The sequence below is a fragment of the Halomonas sp. DP4Y7-1 genome (assembly GCF_019800705.1).
Taxonomy (GTDB): Bacteria; Pseudomonadota; Gammaproteobacteria; order Pseudomonadales; family Halomonadaceae; genus Halomonas; species Halomonas litopenaei_A.
The window spans coordinates 220,031-235,086 of record NZ_JAHVKS010000001.1 but is presented as its reverse complement, the minus strand read 5'-3'; the positions used below and the strand labels follow the sequence as shown (position 1 = coordinate 235,086).

Sequence of the window (15,056 nt, the reverse complement as noted above, 5' to 3'; positions counted from 1 at the left end):
TTTACTTTTTGCCTAAAAAGGCATCTCAAAAGCTACGACCAGCATCATTTAGATACGATTTTTTACACAAAGACTAATCCCGAAAACTACTTCTGATCAACTAAAAAAATCAAACAGGCAATGCGTTTTTATCATGCATATTTGTGATGAATGAACTAAACAAGACTCACCATATAGCTACCACCCACACAGACAAAATAAGCATCAAAATAGATAAACTTAATGCTCTAAAAGAGGACATAAGATATTTATTAAAAAGGGACGATTAGAGGCCAAGCATCAATTTCTAAAAAACATCTAAAGAAACAGATGGATCATGATGAAAATGAACCAATGCGGGCATTTCTTCGATCACGAGAGTCGAAAAAAATCGACAGAATCCACCATTCTCTCCGTAAGTTATGAACTAGTGACATAGATCAACCATCTGGATGCGTAAGGTGTTTCTATCATCGATGGAGATAATATGCCGTCACGATAGACCGCACTCGCCAACAGGGAAGGTGCGACAGCTGAATGACATTACCAGCCGCCTTAACATCGACCACTGTGGGATTAGCTAAAGGAAAGCAGGACAGATCGCCCTCATGAAAGAGGCCGTCGTCCAATGGATGGACTACTTAGAACACGACGTGGATTGGGCACCGCGGCAACATACCACCTCGCCCCTCACCGCAAGCAAAGCTATACACGTATTGCTGAAATCTAGGAAGAAAAGCGCCCGGTATTCACCGGGCGCTAAACGCTTTATCCGCTAGGTGAGCGTCAATGCCCTCACCTTGAGACAGCGCTACATACTGTGCTGAGTCCTATCTAAGTTCAGCAATGTTTTGAGGGCGACTACTTTCACTCCACCTCCAGCTGACCGTTTTGAATCAGCTGGTTAAGGAAGTCACCGCTCGTATCCCCGCCCATGCTGACGCCTTGTAGCAGGATGGTCTGATCCGCGTTTGCTCCAGAAGACGCGATGCCACCGTCGGATTTTACCGAGATCAGTGTGTCAGCGCCTTCCTGGCTGGCCACCAGATAGTCGGACACATCGCTCTCGATAGCGCCATCGAGAAGCTCTGATAGGTCAAGCTTGTCCGCCTCTCCACCGGCGGTGAAGCTGCCCAAACCAAAGTCAGCGATGGTGTCTTCAGCGAGGGCACTGCTGGCACTTCCCTGCTCGAAGGCAAACACATCTGCCCCAAATCCGCCCATCAGTAGGTCATCGCCAGCACCGCCGATCAGCAGGTCGTTACCACCACCACCCACCAGTACATCATCGCCGGCGCCACCACGCAGGGTATCGTTACCGCCATCTTGGCGTGCTGCATCGAGCAGCGAGGCATAGTTGTCACGGATATACTGACTCAGCTGATCGCTAGTCGCCGCAGCACCGTCGTTAATCGCCCACTTCAGGTATTCGGTCAGGCCTTCGTAGCCCAAACCATCGTGGCCTGCGGCCGTAAAGGCTTCGCCGGTATCACCATTGATCCAGGCCAGATGGTCGGTATTGATGGTGTCGCCGAAGATGGTGTCGTTACCGGCACCGCCCTCTAGGCTGTCGTTGCCCAATGACTTGAGCGCGTCGATCTGCCCACCATTCGCCAGAGCAGCATCCAGGTCATCGCTGTCGTAGACGATATCGAGCTGGCCGTAGCTGGCCATATCGTCGTCGCCCAGCAGACGAGTTTCAAGCCGGATATCGTCAACATCCAGGCGATCATCACCTCCAATATTGTTCGCGACCTCAAAGACTAAACGGTACTGCCCTGCCTCCAGAAAGCCCGCATCCCAGGTGACCCAGCTGGTCGTCTCACCGAGCGAGGAGCCCGAATAATACTGCCAGCTACCGCCAACAAAGGTTTCGATGGTATAGCTGATCGAGTCTTCCGGCGATATATCATCTGTCCCATATCTGAAACGCAATGCGGTCTTGAGGTTATCGCTTCCCGTTTCCGACACAAAGAAGGATGGGCTGATTGAGACAGCCGCCTGTCCGTCGTTCTTCCAATCTTCAATCCGGACGAAGCCACTTATCTGATACCCCTTAGCCCCCGGTGCAGTCGGGCCAGTCCAGTCCTCGACCCGTAGCGGCTCCATGGAGCCAGCGAAGAAACGGGCCAGGTATTCAGTCTCGACCAGCGTACCCGTATAGGGAATCCCCCCCGTTCCCTGAACGTCGGTGTTATCAAAGAAGCGGAGGATATCCACCACAGTGCCTCGGCCGATACCGACGGCGTTGACTTCACTAAGGGCGGAAAGCTCTTCAAAGGCTTCGACCGCCTCGACGATGGCGTTCTTGTTAACGGCCCCCGTGCCACTGACAATACCGCCATTGTCATTGAGCCAATAGTTGGGTGCACCATCCGTCAGGAAGAAAGTCAGGTCTTCATAGTCGCTGTAGGCCGGATTGGCATCCTGCGCCGTCAGCCACTCGCTGGCCTTGCGAATCCCTGCTTCGTAGTTGGTAGCGCCTTCTGCGTCCAGGCCATTGATGAAGTTGATGACTGAATTGATGTCACTCCCGCTGGAGCCCAGGTCAAACGCAACATGCTGCACGGCATTGCTGTCGAAATCGACGATCTGCAGGTTGACCTTGCCATCGTGGCCAACCAGGTCGACCACGAGCTTTGTCAGGGCCTGCTTCACCAGCTGTATCTTGGTCAAGCCATCGGTTCCTGACCCCACCGCCATGCTGCCAGTAGTGTCGACGATCAGCGAGATGTTGTAGTTGGTCGACGGCTTCAAGGTGGTCATCACGCCGCCCTGATCACCTAGCAGTACGTCGTCTCCAGCCCCCGTAGAGGCACCGCTATCGCCGTTATCGCCCACAAACAGTTCATTGGACGCGATCTGGGTCACCTGCACCTTGAGGTCAGCGGTCGTGGCATCACCATCGCCGTCGGTGAGGGTATAGCGAATGCTGGCATCACCATCGAAGCCATCTGCCGGGGTGAAGGTCAGGGTTCCATCACTATTGACGACAACGGCACCCACTCCCGCACCACCCACCACGTTGGCGCCAGTCACGCGAGCGCCATCGGCACCGGTACCGTCATTGGCCAGCACATCCACCGTTACAGGCTCACCATCGGATGACGTGGCGGAGTCAGCACGAGCAATCGGGGTGTCATCATCGATGATCACGCCCAGCAGACCACTTGCTGTATCACCGTCCGCATCCGTGATGGTGTAACCCACGTCCAGCTTGATGTCGTCTTCGACGCCGGCCACCGAATGATCCAACGGCTTCGCCAGGGTGACCTCGTAAGCACCGCTTGCGAGGTCCGTCAGTTCAATCGTAAGCACCGGCGACCCATTGGCACTTCCGACCAACGTCTGTCCATTGGCGCTGACCGACCAGCTGACGCTCTGACCCTGAGACGTCAGGTTCGCAAGCCCGCTGGTGTTCCAGCTGAAGCTACCGGCACCGTCGTCTCCGAAGCTGTAGCCAAGCGTCCCGGTCGCCACGGGGCTATTCTTCAGCACATCCTTGATACCCCCCGCTACGCCACCCGCCAGCCCATCTTCGTCAACGACTGCCAGAGGTACCTTGCCAGACGGGTCCCCATCGCCACCAGGTGTCGTCGGTGTGCTGGCGGTTCCTTCCACGGCTACCGACAGACGCCCCACCACGGAGTCGCCATCACCGTCGGTCACGGTGTACTTGATGACAGCATCGCCACTAAACCCACTGCTGGGCTGGAACGTCACGGAACCGTCGGCATTGACCGTCACCGTCCCGACGCTGGCACCACCCACCACGTTGGCGCCAGTCACGCGAGCGCCATCGGCACCAGTACCGTCATTGGCCAGCACATCCACCGTTACAGGCTCACCATCGGATGACGTGGCGGAGTCATCACGAGCAATCGGGGTGTCGTCGTCGATGATCACACCCAGCTGGCCATCCGCCGTATCGCCGTCCGCATCCGTGATGGTGTAACCCACGTCCAGCTTGATGTCGTCTTCAACGCCTGCGATCGAATGATCCAGCGGCTTCGTCAGGGTCACCTCGTAAGCACCGCTTGCGAGGTCCGTCAGTTCAATCGTAAGCACCGGCGACCCATTGGCACTTCCGACCAACGTCTGTCCATTGGCGCTGACCGACCAGCTGACGCTCTGACCTTGTGATGTCAGGTTCGCAAGCCCGCTGGTGTTCCAGCTGAAACTGCCAGCACCATCCTCCCCGAAGCTATAGCCAAGCGATCCCGTCGCGATGATACGGTTTGTCGCCACATCGTTGATACCACCGGCAATGCCGCCCGCCAACCCATCTTCATCGACCACGGCTAGAGGAACGTTACTACCAGGTTGTCCTTCACCGCCGGGTGTTACAGGCGTGCTATCAACACCTTCCACCCACACAGACAGACGACCAACTACCGTATCTCCATCACCGTCAACCACGGTGTAGTCGATGACCGCATCGCCGCTATAGCCATCGGTGGGCTGGAAGGTCAAGGAACCATCAGCATTGATCGTAACCCTACCGACGAGCTCCCCTCCATCCACAGACGCATTAAGGACACCACCCGCGCCATCCGCACCAAACCGATCGTTGTCTAGCACGTTAACGGTGATCGCTTCACCCATCTGGGTTTCAGCGGTCTCATTGGCGACCACCGGACGATCATCATCAATCACAACATTGAGCTTGCCAGAGGCAGTGTCTCCATCAGCATCCGCAATGGTGTAGCGAACGTAGAGCTTGATGTCGTCTTCTACCGCGGGGTTCACATGATCAAGCGGCTTGTACAATACAACGCGGTAAAGACCGTCGAGCACGTTGGTCAGCTCGATGGTAATGACCTGCTCCCCGTTACCATCCGCGCCTGTAACGGTCATTCCGTTGCTCGACAGTGACCAGGTCACCGCACTACCGCCTGAGGTCAGGCTGGGCAAACCATCGGTGCTCCAGGTAAAGCTGCCAGCACCATCATCACCGAAGTCATACCTCAAGCTGCCCGAAGCCACCGTCTGGTTGGTCAGGACATCCTTAAGTCCGCCAGCGATGCCCCCAGTCAGACCATCCTCATCGACGATAGCCTGGGAAGGCTCTGAGTCAGGGTCATCGTCAATTTCAGGCGTCGTCGGTCCCTCGCCGCAGCCGCAGTCAATCTCCACGGTCGCGCTGCTCTTCGCAGCGTCTCCGTCCCCATCGGTGGTGACAATGTCAAAACGCAGCGTACCCGCCGCCAACTCGTTCGCGGTGAACTTCCAAGTACCATCGGTGTTCACGATAAGAGTTCCAGCCCCCGTCTCGATGTCACTGCCAAGCGGATATTCGGTGCTATCACCCGGCAGCCTCACCACGCTGCTACGAATACCATCGGCACCACCTAACTCGGCCCAGGTACCGGTCACCACATCTCCTGGCTGCACGCTGTCAGGCGCGTCAATCCGGTTCATTGGAGAATCGTCATCAACGTCGATGGCCAGGCGTGCCGAGCTTTGATTGCCGTCTTTATCGGTAATGGTGTACCCCACCGAGAAGACCAAATTATCTTCTACACCGGATTCCGGGTGGTCCAAGGGTCCCAGCAGGTACACCTTGTAGGCGCCAGTCCCAACGTCTGTCACTGTGATGTGTAAGACCGGTGTGCCATCTGGTGTCTTGGCGGCAATGGCCTGACCATCGGCCGAGCGGCGGAAGGTCAGCGGCTCGCCTTGGGATGTCAGGGTCGGCAGTCCATCAGAGTTCCACTGAAAAGCACCACTATCGGCAGGGCCAGCCGCACCGAAGCTGTAGGGTAACGAGCCCTGGGAGAGCACTGCCTTGCCCGCATCATCAGCGGCTCCCCCCACCAGTCCTCCTGCAAGACCGTCTTCATCGAGGTGAGCAATATCAGCAAAGCCCGAGTCGCTACTCATGACGGCGGTACTGATGAGCTGTGTAGCATCTACATTTTGTGACGAACTCATTGATTAAGCTCCCTAGGCGACAACAGAGATACATTTTTTTACACGCCTACAGACTAGGAGACTCTTTTGCCGCCCAACATTGTACTCATGTGCACGCAACACTTACGGGAAGCAAAAATATATGGAATATGCACAATTTATGAGAAAAAACTCAGCACTCGCTCCAAAAAACCTCACGCATACGTTCAACGACGCAAAAGATAGATAAAAAAAATACTTACATTACAATCTATTAAAAAATTCAGCATCGATTTACTGCAGGACATTACGCATACAGATGTTGCTTATATTTACAATAACGCATGCAACAAATCGAGTTAGTAACGAATACAATCAAGTATGAAGAACCTCAGTTTCTGCTCGTATAGAATGCCGAAATATCTCAAAAAAAATGTCTAATAAATAGCTGAGTGCCCACCCTTTTCTCCTCTCCTTCCCAGCAGATAAGCCTCCCCTCTCTTTTCAAGAAAAGTCATACCCACAAAAAAAACGCCCGGACCAATGTCCGGGCGATGTGCGCGATGCAGCAGAGCAGAGGAGAGACTGCGCCGCTCTGTCAGCTGAAATCGATGCCGATACGCCGACCGACTTCTTCATAGGCCTCGATGACGCCGCCGAGTCCCTGACGAAAACGATCCTTGTCGAGCTTTTCTCGTGTTTCGGCGTCCCAAAGGCGACACCCATCAGGCGAGAATTCGTCTCCGAGCACAATCTTTCCGTGAAAGACACCGAACTCCAGCTTGTAGTCCACCAGCAGCATGCCGCCATCAGCAAACAGCTGCTTCAGCACCTCATTGACCTTGAAGGTCAGTGCCTTCATTTCGGCCAGCTGCTCAGAGGTTGCCCAGCCGAAGCTTTCCGCCAGCGACTCGTTGACCATGGGGTCATGCAGCTCGTCATTCTTCAGAAACAGTTCAAACGTCGGAGGATTGAGTGCCTGACCTTCTTCCACCCCTAGTCGCTTGACCAGGCTACCGGCGGCGATATTGCGCACCACGCACTCCACCGGAATCATGTCAAGCTTCTTGACCACACACTCGGTGTCCGACAGCAGTGTCTCGACGTGGGTGGGAATGCCCGCTTCCTCCAGCTTCGCCATGATAAAGGCATTGAAGCGGTTATTGACCTTGCCCTTGCGCTCCAGCGATTCCATGCGGCGACCATCGAAGGCGCTAGTATCATCTCGGAAGTGCAAAATCAGCCGATCAGGATCATCGGTGGCGTAGACGGACTTGGCCTTACCGGCATAGAGTTCTTCGCGCTTTTCCATGGGTGCCTCCACAGGCAATCAAAAGGGTTCTTAGTCAAAGGACCGAAGTCCTGAATCAATGGATCGCTTGCCAATCCAGGCCGTCGTCCTGGGCAGCCACGGTCAGGCGAGATTCATCGCCGCTCATCAGAGGCATCAGAGCCTCCAGAGCGAGTTCGGGGCGATTATTATGCTCCGACAGATGCGAGCAGACGATACGCTGAAGGCGGTCCAGCCCCAGTGTGGTCAGCAGTGCCGAGGCCTGGGCATTGGCCAGGTGCCCCCAATGCCCGCCCACTCGACGTTTGAGGCTGGGCGGATAGGGGCCATCTGCGAGCATCTGGACATCATGATTACATTCGAGAACGAGCGCATCGCAGCCGCGAAACGCTCTCTGGACGTGCTCGGTGGGGTGTCCCAGATCCGTCAACAATCCCAGCCGAATATCGCTGGCGCTGATGCGAAACTGCACGGGTTCTCTGGCATCGTGAGGCACTGTGACGGCATCGATCTCCAGCCCCTTCACCGCAAACCGAGACTGGGGAGTGATCCAATGGGTACGAGGCAGGCGCCCCAGCTTTCCCGATAACCAGGTGCCGGGCGTCAGGTGCACCGGCAGATCGTAACGGCGCGCCAGCGGGCCCACACCACGCACATGATCACCGTGCTCATGGGTAACCAGCACGGCGTCGATCTGCCGCGGGTGAACGCCTAGCCGAGCCAGGCGTCGCTCGGCTTCCTTCAGCGCAAAACCACAGTCAACCAACAAAAGCGCATCGCCGTCGGTCACCAAGGTCGCATTGCCCTTACTACCGCTCCCGAGAGAGGCAAAGCGAAGGCCTCGGTGCACCGACTCGCTGGTAGATCCTTCCCCCATCAGCGCAGCAAGCCCTCCATGCGCTGCAGCAGCTCACGCTGGTCGTCACCGGACAGAGGCTCGTCATCGACCGCCCGAGCTTCCATCACTGTCTCCTGTCCCTGAGGCGTCAGCCGCATCTCGACGCGATGCATCGACTCGGTCAGGTCCATGGACATGAGCGAGTCAACGAAGCCGCGGGTGCGCTCGCTTTCGGTCACGTAGTCGATGACAAACCGCTTGCTGGCTTCATCTGCAGAGACCAGTTCGCGACGATCTTCCATATCGAAGTTGTTCTCGAGCTGGAACGCCAGTTCGGCATAGGCCCGGTCGATATCGAAGGGCAGCACCATCACCCAATCGTCGCCGCGGGGCTCGAAGCGGATGCTCTGACGATCCGTCGCCTGCTGGGCCGAGGCAGACGCGATACTGGCGGAGGCGCTGCGAGCCTCGAAATGACGCTGCAGCGAGTTCAGGCACAGACGGTTGAGCTGCCCTGCGGTATCACAGCGAATCTCGCTGGTACCCGTGCGCAGCCCCTGACGCAGCAACAGGCTGGCGTCGGAAGTCTCGATAACCCCAGCGGCGCTATCACTGCGCGTGACCTCGAGTCCCCGCTGCTCGGCAAAGCGCTCAAGCTCTGGCCAAACTACCGCGGGCGCAGCACCCACCACCAGCCAGCGATCTGCATCGGTTTCTCGCACCGCCACATCACCGGCAGCCACCGCGGTGCTGGCTGACAAGGTCTGAGGCAAGGGCGCCGCAAAGTCACCCTCGCGAGCATAGAAACTGCCGCTCGCCTGAGGCACCGGCATGATGTCGCGGTAGCGGCTCTGGTCCCGGGTGCCAGGCAGCGTCAGAGGAGCGGCCTGCCGAGCGTCAGCATAGTCCTCGTTGCGGTCGTGATAGTGCCCTTCCTTGGCACAGCCAGCCAAAGCCAGTGCCGCGATCATCGCCAGCGGCAATCCTTTAAGCGCAGAATTCATGCGTCCACCTTGGTTGATAATTGAGTCCACGTCATCACGACCGAGAGGAATGCCGCAGCATCAGTCCTCGATCAGTCCCGCCAGCTGCAGCGCTTCGCTGATGGTGGAGTGGTATTTCTCGCTGAGCCAGGTCAGCGGCAAGCGGATCCCCGGCTCGATAATGCCCATACGGTTGAGCGCCCACTTCACGGGAATCGGGTTGGCCTCGATGCCGAGATTGGTGTGCAGTGGCAGCAACCGCGTGTTGATCTGGTGCGCTTTTTCCGTCTCGCCGGCAATCGCGGCGACACACAGGTCGTGCATGGCCTTGGGTGCCACATTGGCCGTAACCGAGATATCACCGTGGCCGCCCATCAGCATGAAGTCACAGGCCGTGGCATCATCGCCGGAATACAGCATGAAGTCGCTGCCTTCGAGGCGTTCGATCAGGTCCTCTGCCCGCTCCAGGTTACCGGTGGCGTCCTTCAGGCCGATAATATTATCCACCTCGGCCAGACGCAGCACCGTCTCGTTGTAGATATCGGAGCAGGTACGGCCCGGCACGTTGTAGAGGATCACCGGCAAGTCACTGGTCTCGGCGATGACCTTGAAGTGCTGGTACAAGCCTTCCTGGGTCGGCTTGTTGTAGTAAGGCGCCACGGTCAGACAGTAGTCGGCACCGACTTCCTTGGCGTAGCGGGTCAGCTCCACCGCCTCGGTGGTGTTGTTGGAGCCAGTGCCAGCGATAACGGGAATACGGCCATTGACCTCTTCCACTACCGTGCGAATCACATCGAAATGCTCGGCAAAGGTCATGGTCGTGGGCTCACCGGTGGTGCCCGCCGCCACGATGGCATCGGTACCGTTATCCAGGTGAAAGTTAACCAGTTTGCGCAACACTTCCCAGTCGATATCGCCATTGGCCTTCATCGGTGTCGCCAGAGCGACGATACTGCCCGTGATCATCCTCGTTGTTCCTCTGTTGTCGGCTTGCCAAACACCTGATTTCCGCGATTCCGGCAAGCGTGGTTGGCCAAGGGGGTCGCGACCCGGGGAAGCGTGATCGTGACCAGAGCACAAATGGTACTCAGGCGGCCATACCCTGTACAGCCGCGTCTTTACATAGCGTGTTGCATTGCGTGTAATCGGACATCCATCTACGCCAATTTCGGAGCCCCCATGACTGTAACTGTTGGCGAACAGGTCCCCGACTTCAGCGCCACCGCCACCGGTGACACCACCTTCTCTCTGGCCGAGCAACGTGGCCGCCAGGTCGTGGTCTATTTCTATCCCAAGGCCAGCACCCCCGGCTGCACCACCGAAGGGGGCGACTTCCGGGACCACAAGGCCGACTTTGATGCTGCCAACACGCTGGTTGTTGGCGTGTCTCGGGATGGCATCCGCGCCCAGGAGAACTTCAAGGCCAAGCAGTCCTTCAGCTTCGAGCTGATCTCCGACAAGGACGAAGCCGTCTGCCAGCTATTTGACGTCATCAAGCTCAAGAAGCTTTACGGCAAGGAACACCTGGGTATCGAGCGCAGCACCTTTCTAATCGACGCTGAAGGGCGACTGGCCAAGGAGTGGCGCAAGGTCAAGGTGAAAGGCCATGTGGAAGAAGTGCTGGCAGCAGCGCAGGAACTGAACGCCCAGCGCTAGCAGCAGGGCCAGGCCGCGACGGGGACGACCCGTCGCATCCACTGACCGACCGGCATCGACGCGCGAGATCAGCCGTCGGTGCCGGTACTCCCCGGTAGCCTGGCCATGCTGCGCTCCTTGATGCCCCGTGGCCAGGCATAGACCAGCGCCTTGAGCAGGGTCGCCAGCGGGATTGCAAAGAACACCCCCCAGAAGCCCCACACGCCGCCGAAGAACAGCACCGCCAGAATGATCGACACCGGATGCAGGTTGACCGCTTCGGAAAACAGCACCGGCACCAGCACGTTGCCATCCAGCGCCTGGATGACCCCATAGGCGACGATGACATACAGAAACTGATCCCCCAGGCCGAAATGAAATCCAGCCACGGCCGCCACGGGCAGTGTCGCCACCGCTGCGCCGATGTAAGGTACCAGCACGGAGAAACCCACCAGCACCGCCAGCAGCGCTGAGTAAGGCAGACCGAAAAAGGCGAAGGTGAAAAACGTCACCGTCCCGACGATGACAATTTCCGTCGCCTTACCCCGCACATAGTTGGCAATCTGGCAGTCCATCTCCTTCCATACCCGCGTCATCAGATCACGCTTGGCCGGCAGCAGAGACACCGTGAAGCCCACCAGGCGATCACGATCCTTGAGCATGAACAGCACCAGAATCGGCACCAACACCAGATAGATGATCAATCCCAGCACGTTGCCGAGGGAAGCCAGCGACAGCGTCAGCGCGCGCTGGCTCAACTGCGTTGCTTCACGGCTCAGCACCCCGATCCAGTCCTGGACCAGGTCTGGAGTGATCAGCTGGGGGTAGCTCATCTGCAGGTCATCCAGCATCTGCTGGCCGGCAGCGAACATCCTTGGTGCTTCCTGTATCAGGCTCGCCAGCTGATTCCAGATCAGCGGCAGCAACACCAGCGCCATCGCCAGCAGCACACCGACGAAGGCCAGGAAGACGGTCATTACCGCGACGAGATGCGGCACCTTGCGTCGCGTCAGGCTGTTGACCGCGCCCTGCAACAGAAAGGCCACTACCAGGGCGGTGAGGAACGGCGCCAGCATCTGGCCCAGCCAGATCACCACCGCAAAGCCGGCCACCAGCAGCACCAGCAGCAGAACCGCTTCCTCATCCGAGAAATAGTGGTCTACCCAGCTACGGAATACCGTCCGCAGGCTCATGCGTCACCCGCCTTGCGCAGCCAATAGACATAGACATCGTCGCGCTGTTCACGCCCTTCCAGCGCATGAGAACTATGCTCGGCAAAGCTCTCGAAATCTCGCCAGGAGCCGGCGTCGGTCGCCCTGACTTCCAGCAACTGCCCAGGCGCCAGGCGTGAAAGCGCCTGCTTCGCCTTCAGCAGCGGCAGCGGACAGGGAAGTCCGCACGCATCTAGCACATCGTCAGGTTGCACTGCCATGATCTCTCCCGAGAGAATGCGATATTGGTCCGCCCCAAGCGTTGCCACCCCAAGGGCATACAGCCCCGCTGGCAAATTTGAGGCACTTTGATTTAAAGGCACTTTTCCGGCCGAATCAATGTCCCAAGGCAACCCCTTCATCGCTATCGACGAGGATCACGATGTTCAAGCGATCGCTGTTCGCCGCCACCGTTCGCCCCCTGCCCAGCGCGGGGTTGATCCTCGTTATGGCCCTGACCCAGACCGCGCCCCTCGCCCAGGCACAGTACCTGGACCAGGGCATTCGACTGAATGAGCCCAGAGAGCTCGACCTGCCCTCGCTGATGTCCACCGGCAGCAACGCCATCAGCGGTGAGGAAACCCGCCTAGGCCGAGCCTGGCTACGCCAGTTTCGCGCCCACGTACCGGAATGGCGGGACCCGCTGGCCCAACACTACGTGGAAACCCTGGTAGGCCGTCTGGTGCCTTACAGCGATCTGGGCGGGATCAATATCGCGGTTACCCTGGTCGACAACAAGACCCTCAATGCCTTTGCCGTTCCCGGAGGTGTGGTCGGGGTCAATAGCGGCCTGTTCGGCTTCGCCACCCATGAAGCTGAGGTCGCCTCGGTTCTGGCCCACGAGCTGGGACACCTGTCCCAGCGACACTACGCGCGCAGCAAGGCTCGCGCGGAACAAACCCAGGTTCCCGCCATGGCTACCATGCTGGCAGGTTTGATCCTGGCCGCCAGTGGCGCCGGCGACGCCGGCATCGCTGCACTGGCCGGTAGCCAGGCGGCGATGATTCAGGACCAGCTGCGTTACTCCCGTCGCTATGAGGAAGAGGCCGATCGCATCGGGCTGCAGGCGATGGCCAGCGCCGGCTACGACCCCCAGGCGATGGTGGACATGTTCCGCTCCATGCAGCGCATGATGAGCCTGCAAGGCGGCACTCCTCCCGAATTCCTGTTGACCCACCCGATTACCGAGTCGCGCATCAGCGATACCCAGTCACGGGTCAACCAGACGCGCGTCAGCGGCTCCGCACCGGACGACCTGCAGTACCAGCTCATCCGGGCCAGGGCGCTGCTGGCGATCCACGAGCGCGCCCCGGGACAAGCCCTGACGGTACTACGTCAAGACCAGGCACCTGCCGATGCACAACGCTACCTGCAGGCCTTGATCGACGCCCGCTCGGGTCAGACCGACACGGCTCTCTCGGCGCTGGACAGCCTCTCCAGGGCTCACCCGGATACCGCCCTGCTACCGGCCAGCGCCGTCCAGGTCGCACTGGAAGGCGGCCGCGTGGATGATGCCATTGCACGCGCTCAACGCCAGCTGAGACTGATGCCGGGATATCCCCCTACCAGCCAACTGCTGGGCGAAGCGCTGCTTCAGCGTGACCCCGATGCGGCCTATCGCGAGCTGTTCGATCTGGCTCAACGGCGCCCTGAAGACCCCACCGTCTTCGGGCTGTTGGCCGAAGCCGCAGGCCGCAGCGGTCGCGAAGCGTGGGGGCACCTGGCGCGTGCCGAACAGCTGCAGCTGACCGGCGAGATCGATCGCGCCATTCGTCAGCTGGAGGTGGCCGAAGCGGTGGCGGATCGTCAGGGCGACCTTAACGCCAGAGCCAGCATTCAGCGACGCCGCGACGCTTTCCTCGACTACCGCCGCACGATGGAAAAATTCCGCTAGCGACAACGACAACGCCCACGAGATCCCTCTTCATCTAGGGCCTCGTGGGCGTCTCTTGCGGCAAGCGTTCTCCGGCGACGATCTCAGGCCTGGAACTCGAGCATCCGCGTCAGCGGCTTGAGCGCTTGAACCCGCAATGCATCACTGACCTGAATCTCACCCGAGCCATGCCTCAATGCATCTGCCAGATTGTCGAGGGCGTTCATCGCCATCCAGGGACAATGCGCGCAGCTGCGACAGGTGGCGCCATTACCGGCAGTAGGCGCTTCAAACAGTGTCTTCTCGGGCACAGCCTGCTGCATCTTGAAGAAGATGCCGCGGTCGGTGGCCACGATCAGCTTGTCATTGGGCAATTCCTTGGCGGCCTTGATCAGCTGCGACGTGGAGCCGGCCACATCGGCCAGGCTGACCACCGCTTCCGGTGACTCCGGGTGAACCAGTACGGCGGCATCGGGATAGACCGACTTCAGATCCTCTACGCCCTTGGCCTTGAACTCTTCGTGGACGATACAGGCGCCATCCCAGAGCAGCATGTCGGCGCCCGTGTGCTTCTGGATGTAACCGCCCAGGTGCTTGTCCGGCGCCCACAGGATCTTCTCGCCCTTGGCCTTGAGGTGCTCGATCACGTCGACCGCGATGGATGAGGTGACGACCCAGTCGGCACGGGCCTTCACCGCCGCCGACGTGTTGGCGTAGACCACCACAGTGCGATCTGGATGCGCGTCGCAGAAAGCGGCGAACTCGTCCGCGGGGCAGCCCACATCCAGCGAGCAGGTCGCCTCCAGCGTTGGCATCAGCACGCGCTTTTCCGGTGACAGGATCTTGGCCGTTTCGCCCATGAAGCGCACGCCGGCCACTACCAGGGTGTCTGCCTCGTGGCGAGCGCCAAAGCGCGCCATCTCAAGCGAGTCTGCCACGCAGCCGCCGGTCTCCTCGGCAAGCTGCTGGATCGCATCATCGGTATAGTAGTGTGCGACCAGCACGGCATTATTGGCCTTCAGCAGTCGCTTGATCTCATCGACGCGAGCGGCGTCTTCCGAGGGAATACGGGTGGGGCAGTAGGGACGCGCGAGATGCTCTCGAATCTCGGCGCGGGAAGTCATGATTGTCATCGTGTCTACCACTGTGACCGGCAGGGAATCCCCCTGCAGATGGGACAGTGCCACCAGCCATCCGCTGCATGGCACGCCAGGAGGACCTCCGTCAGAGCGGCCAGCCCTTCAGGCCGGCGGCACCCTCCATGTGGGGTCCTCACCCTCGCCCATGCGTCTATCGCTACGGCGAGCTGCTACACAGTTTAACCCAGCAACCACAGGATGCCGAGTTCCGCTGC

10 protein-coding genes are annotated in these 15,056 nt (G+C 58.9%); 2 read left to right on the top strand and 8 right to left on the bottom strand.

Annotated features, from left to right (window positions below; genetic code table 11):
- Positions 1–846: 846 nt before the first annotated feature.
- From KUV72_RS00920 to dapA, 5 genes are all read right to left on the bottom strand, one after another.
- Entirely contained in the window at positions 847–5,913 is a 5,067-nt protein-coding gene (locus KUV72_RS00920) for an Ig-like domain-containing protein (protein WP_222237130.1), read from the bottom strand.
- A gap of 556 nt (positions 5,914–6,469) precedes the next feature.
- Complete coding sequence (gene purC / locus KUV72_RS00915) at positions 6,470–7,183, bottom strand: phosphoribosylaminoimidazolesuccinocarboxamide synthase (protein ID WP_206940029.1); 714 nt, start codon at positions 7,181–7,183, stop codon at positions 6,470–6,472.
- Positions 7,184–7,238: 55 nt separating this feature from the next.
- Positions 7,239–8,039, bottom strand: coding sequence for an MBL fold metallo-hydrolase (locus tag KUV72_RS00910; protein WP_222237129.1), 801 nt, complete (start codon positions 8,037–8,039; stop codon positions 7,239–7,241).
- Positions 8,039–9,004 carry a lipoprotein-34 gene (locus KUV72_RS00905; RefSeq protein ID WP_222237128.1) on the bottom strand — a complete coding sequence of 322 codons (966 nt, stop codon included), beginning with the start codon at positions 9,002–9,004 and terminating at the stop codon, positions 8,039–8,041. Before KUV72_RS00905 ends, KUV72_RS00910 begins: the two co-directional genes overlap by 1 nt.
- A gap of 60 nt (positions 9,005–9,064) precedes the next feature.
- Positions 9,065–9,949, bottom strand: a complete 885-nt coding sequence (dapA, locus tag KUV72_RS00900; protein WP_206940035.1) for a 4-hydroxy-tetrahydrodipicolinate synthase — start codon at positions 9,947–9,949, stop codon at positions 9,065–9,067.
- 213 nt (positions 9,950–10,162) lie between these two features.
- On the opposite strand from dapA, the gene KUV72_RS00895 reads away from it, so the two are divergent.
- Positions 10,163–10,639 carry a peroxiredoxin gene (locus KUV72_RS00895; protein ID WP_222237127.1) on the top strand — a complete coding sequence of 159 codons (477 nt, stop codon included), beginning with the start codon at positions 10,163–10,165 and terminating at the stop codon, positions 10,637–10,639.
- Positions 10,640–10,707: 68 nt separating this feature from the next.
- Here the strand turns inward: KUV72_RS00895 and KUV72_RS00890 are convergent, their stop codons facing one another.
- Positions 10,708–11,811 (bottom strand): AI-2E family transporter, encoded by a 1,104-nt coding sequence (locus KUV72_RS00890; protein ID WP_206940039.1) that lies wholly within the window; start codon positions 11,809–11,811, stop codon positions 10,708–10,710.
- On the bottom strand, positions 11,808–12,050 hold the full coding sequence (locus KUV72_RS00885) for a sulfurtransferase TusA family protein (protein WP_222237126.1): 243 nt from the start codon (positions 12,048–12,050) through the stop codon (positions 11,808–11,810). The genes KUV72_RS00890 and KUV72_RS00885 overlap by 4 nt, the downstream gene beginning before the upstream one ends.
- 161 nt (positions 12,051–12,211) lie before the next feature.
- Between KUV72_RS00885 and KUV72_RS00880 the strand changes: the two genes are divergently transcribed.
- Positions 12,212–13,723: a M48 family metalloprotease gene (locus KUV72_RS00880; protein WP_261317276.1), complete on the top strand. Its 1,512-nt coding sequence runs from the start codon at positions 12,212–12,214 to the stop codon at positions 13,721–13,723.
- Positions 13,724–13,806: 83 nt separating this feature from the next.
- On the opposite strand, the gene nadA is transcribed toward KUV72_RS00880, so the two are convergent.
- A complete protein-coding gene (gene nadA, locus KUV72_RS00875) occupies positions 13,807–14,835 on the bottom strand; it encodes a quinolinate synthase NadA (protein ID WP_222237125.1) in 1,029 nt (342 codons plus the stop codon).
- Between the last annotated feature and the right edge of the window lie 221 nt (positions 14,836–15,056).

Bases quoted from the DNA above. Each gene is read 5' to 3' on its own strand.
- KUV72_RS00920 (WP_222237130.1), bottom strand. From the start codon at position 5,913: ATGAGTTCGTCACAAAATGTAGATGCTACACAGCTCATCAGTACCGCC.
- purC (WP_206940029.1), bottom strand. From the start codon at position 7,183: ATGGAAAAGCGCGAAGAACTCTATGCCGGTAAGGCCAAGTCCGTCTAC.
- KUV72_RS00910 (WP_222237129.1), bottom strand. From the start codon at position 8,039: ATGGGGGAAGGATCTACCAGCGAGTCGGTGCACCGAGGCCTTCGCTTT.
- KUV72_RS00905 (WP_222237128.1), bottom strand. From the start codon at position 9,004: ATGAATTCTGCGCTTAAAGGATTGCCGCTGGCGATGATCGCGGCACTG.
- dapA (WP_206940035.1), bottom strand. From the start codon at position 9,949: ATGATCACGGGCAGTATCGTCGCTCTGGCGACACCGATGAAGGCCAAT.
- KUV72_RS00895 (WP_222237127.1), top strand. From the start codon at position 10,163: ATGACTGTAACTGTTGGCGAACAGGTCCCCGACTTCAGCGCCACCGCC.
- KUV72_RS00890 (WP_206940039.1), bottom strand. From the start codon at position 11,811: ATGAGCCTGCGGACGGTATTCCGTAGCTGGGTAGACCACTATTTCTCG.
- KUV72_RS00885 (WP_222237126.1), bottom strand. From the start codon at position 12,050: ATGGCAGTGCAACCTGACGATGTGCTAGATGCGTGCGGACTTCCCTGT.
- KUV72_RS00880 (WP_261317276.1), top strand. From the start codon at position 12,212: ATGTTCAAGCGATCGCTGTTCGCCGCCACCGTTCGCCCCCTGCCCAGC.
- nadA (WP_222237125.1), bottom strand. From the start codon at position 14,835: ATGACAATCATGACTTCCCGCGCCGAGATTCGAGAGCATCTCGCGCGT.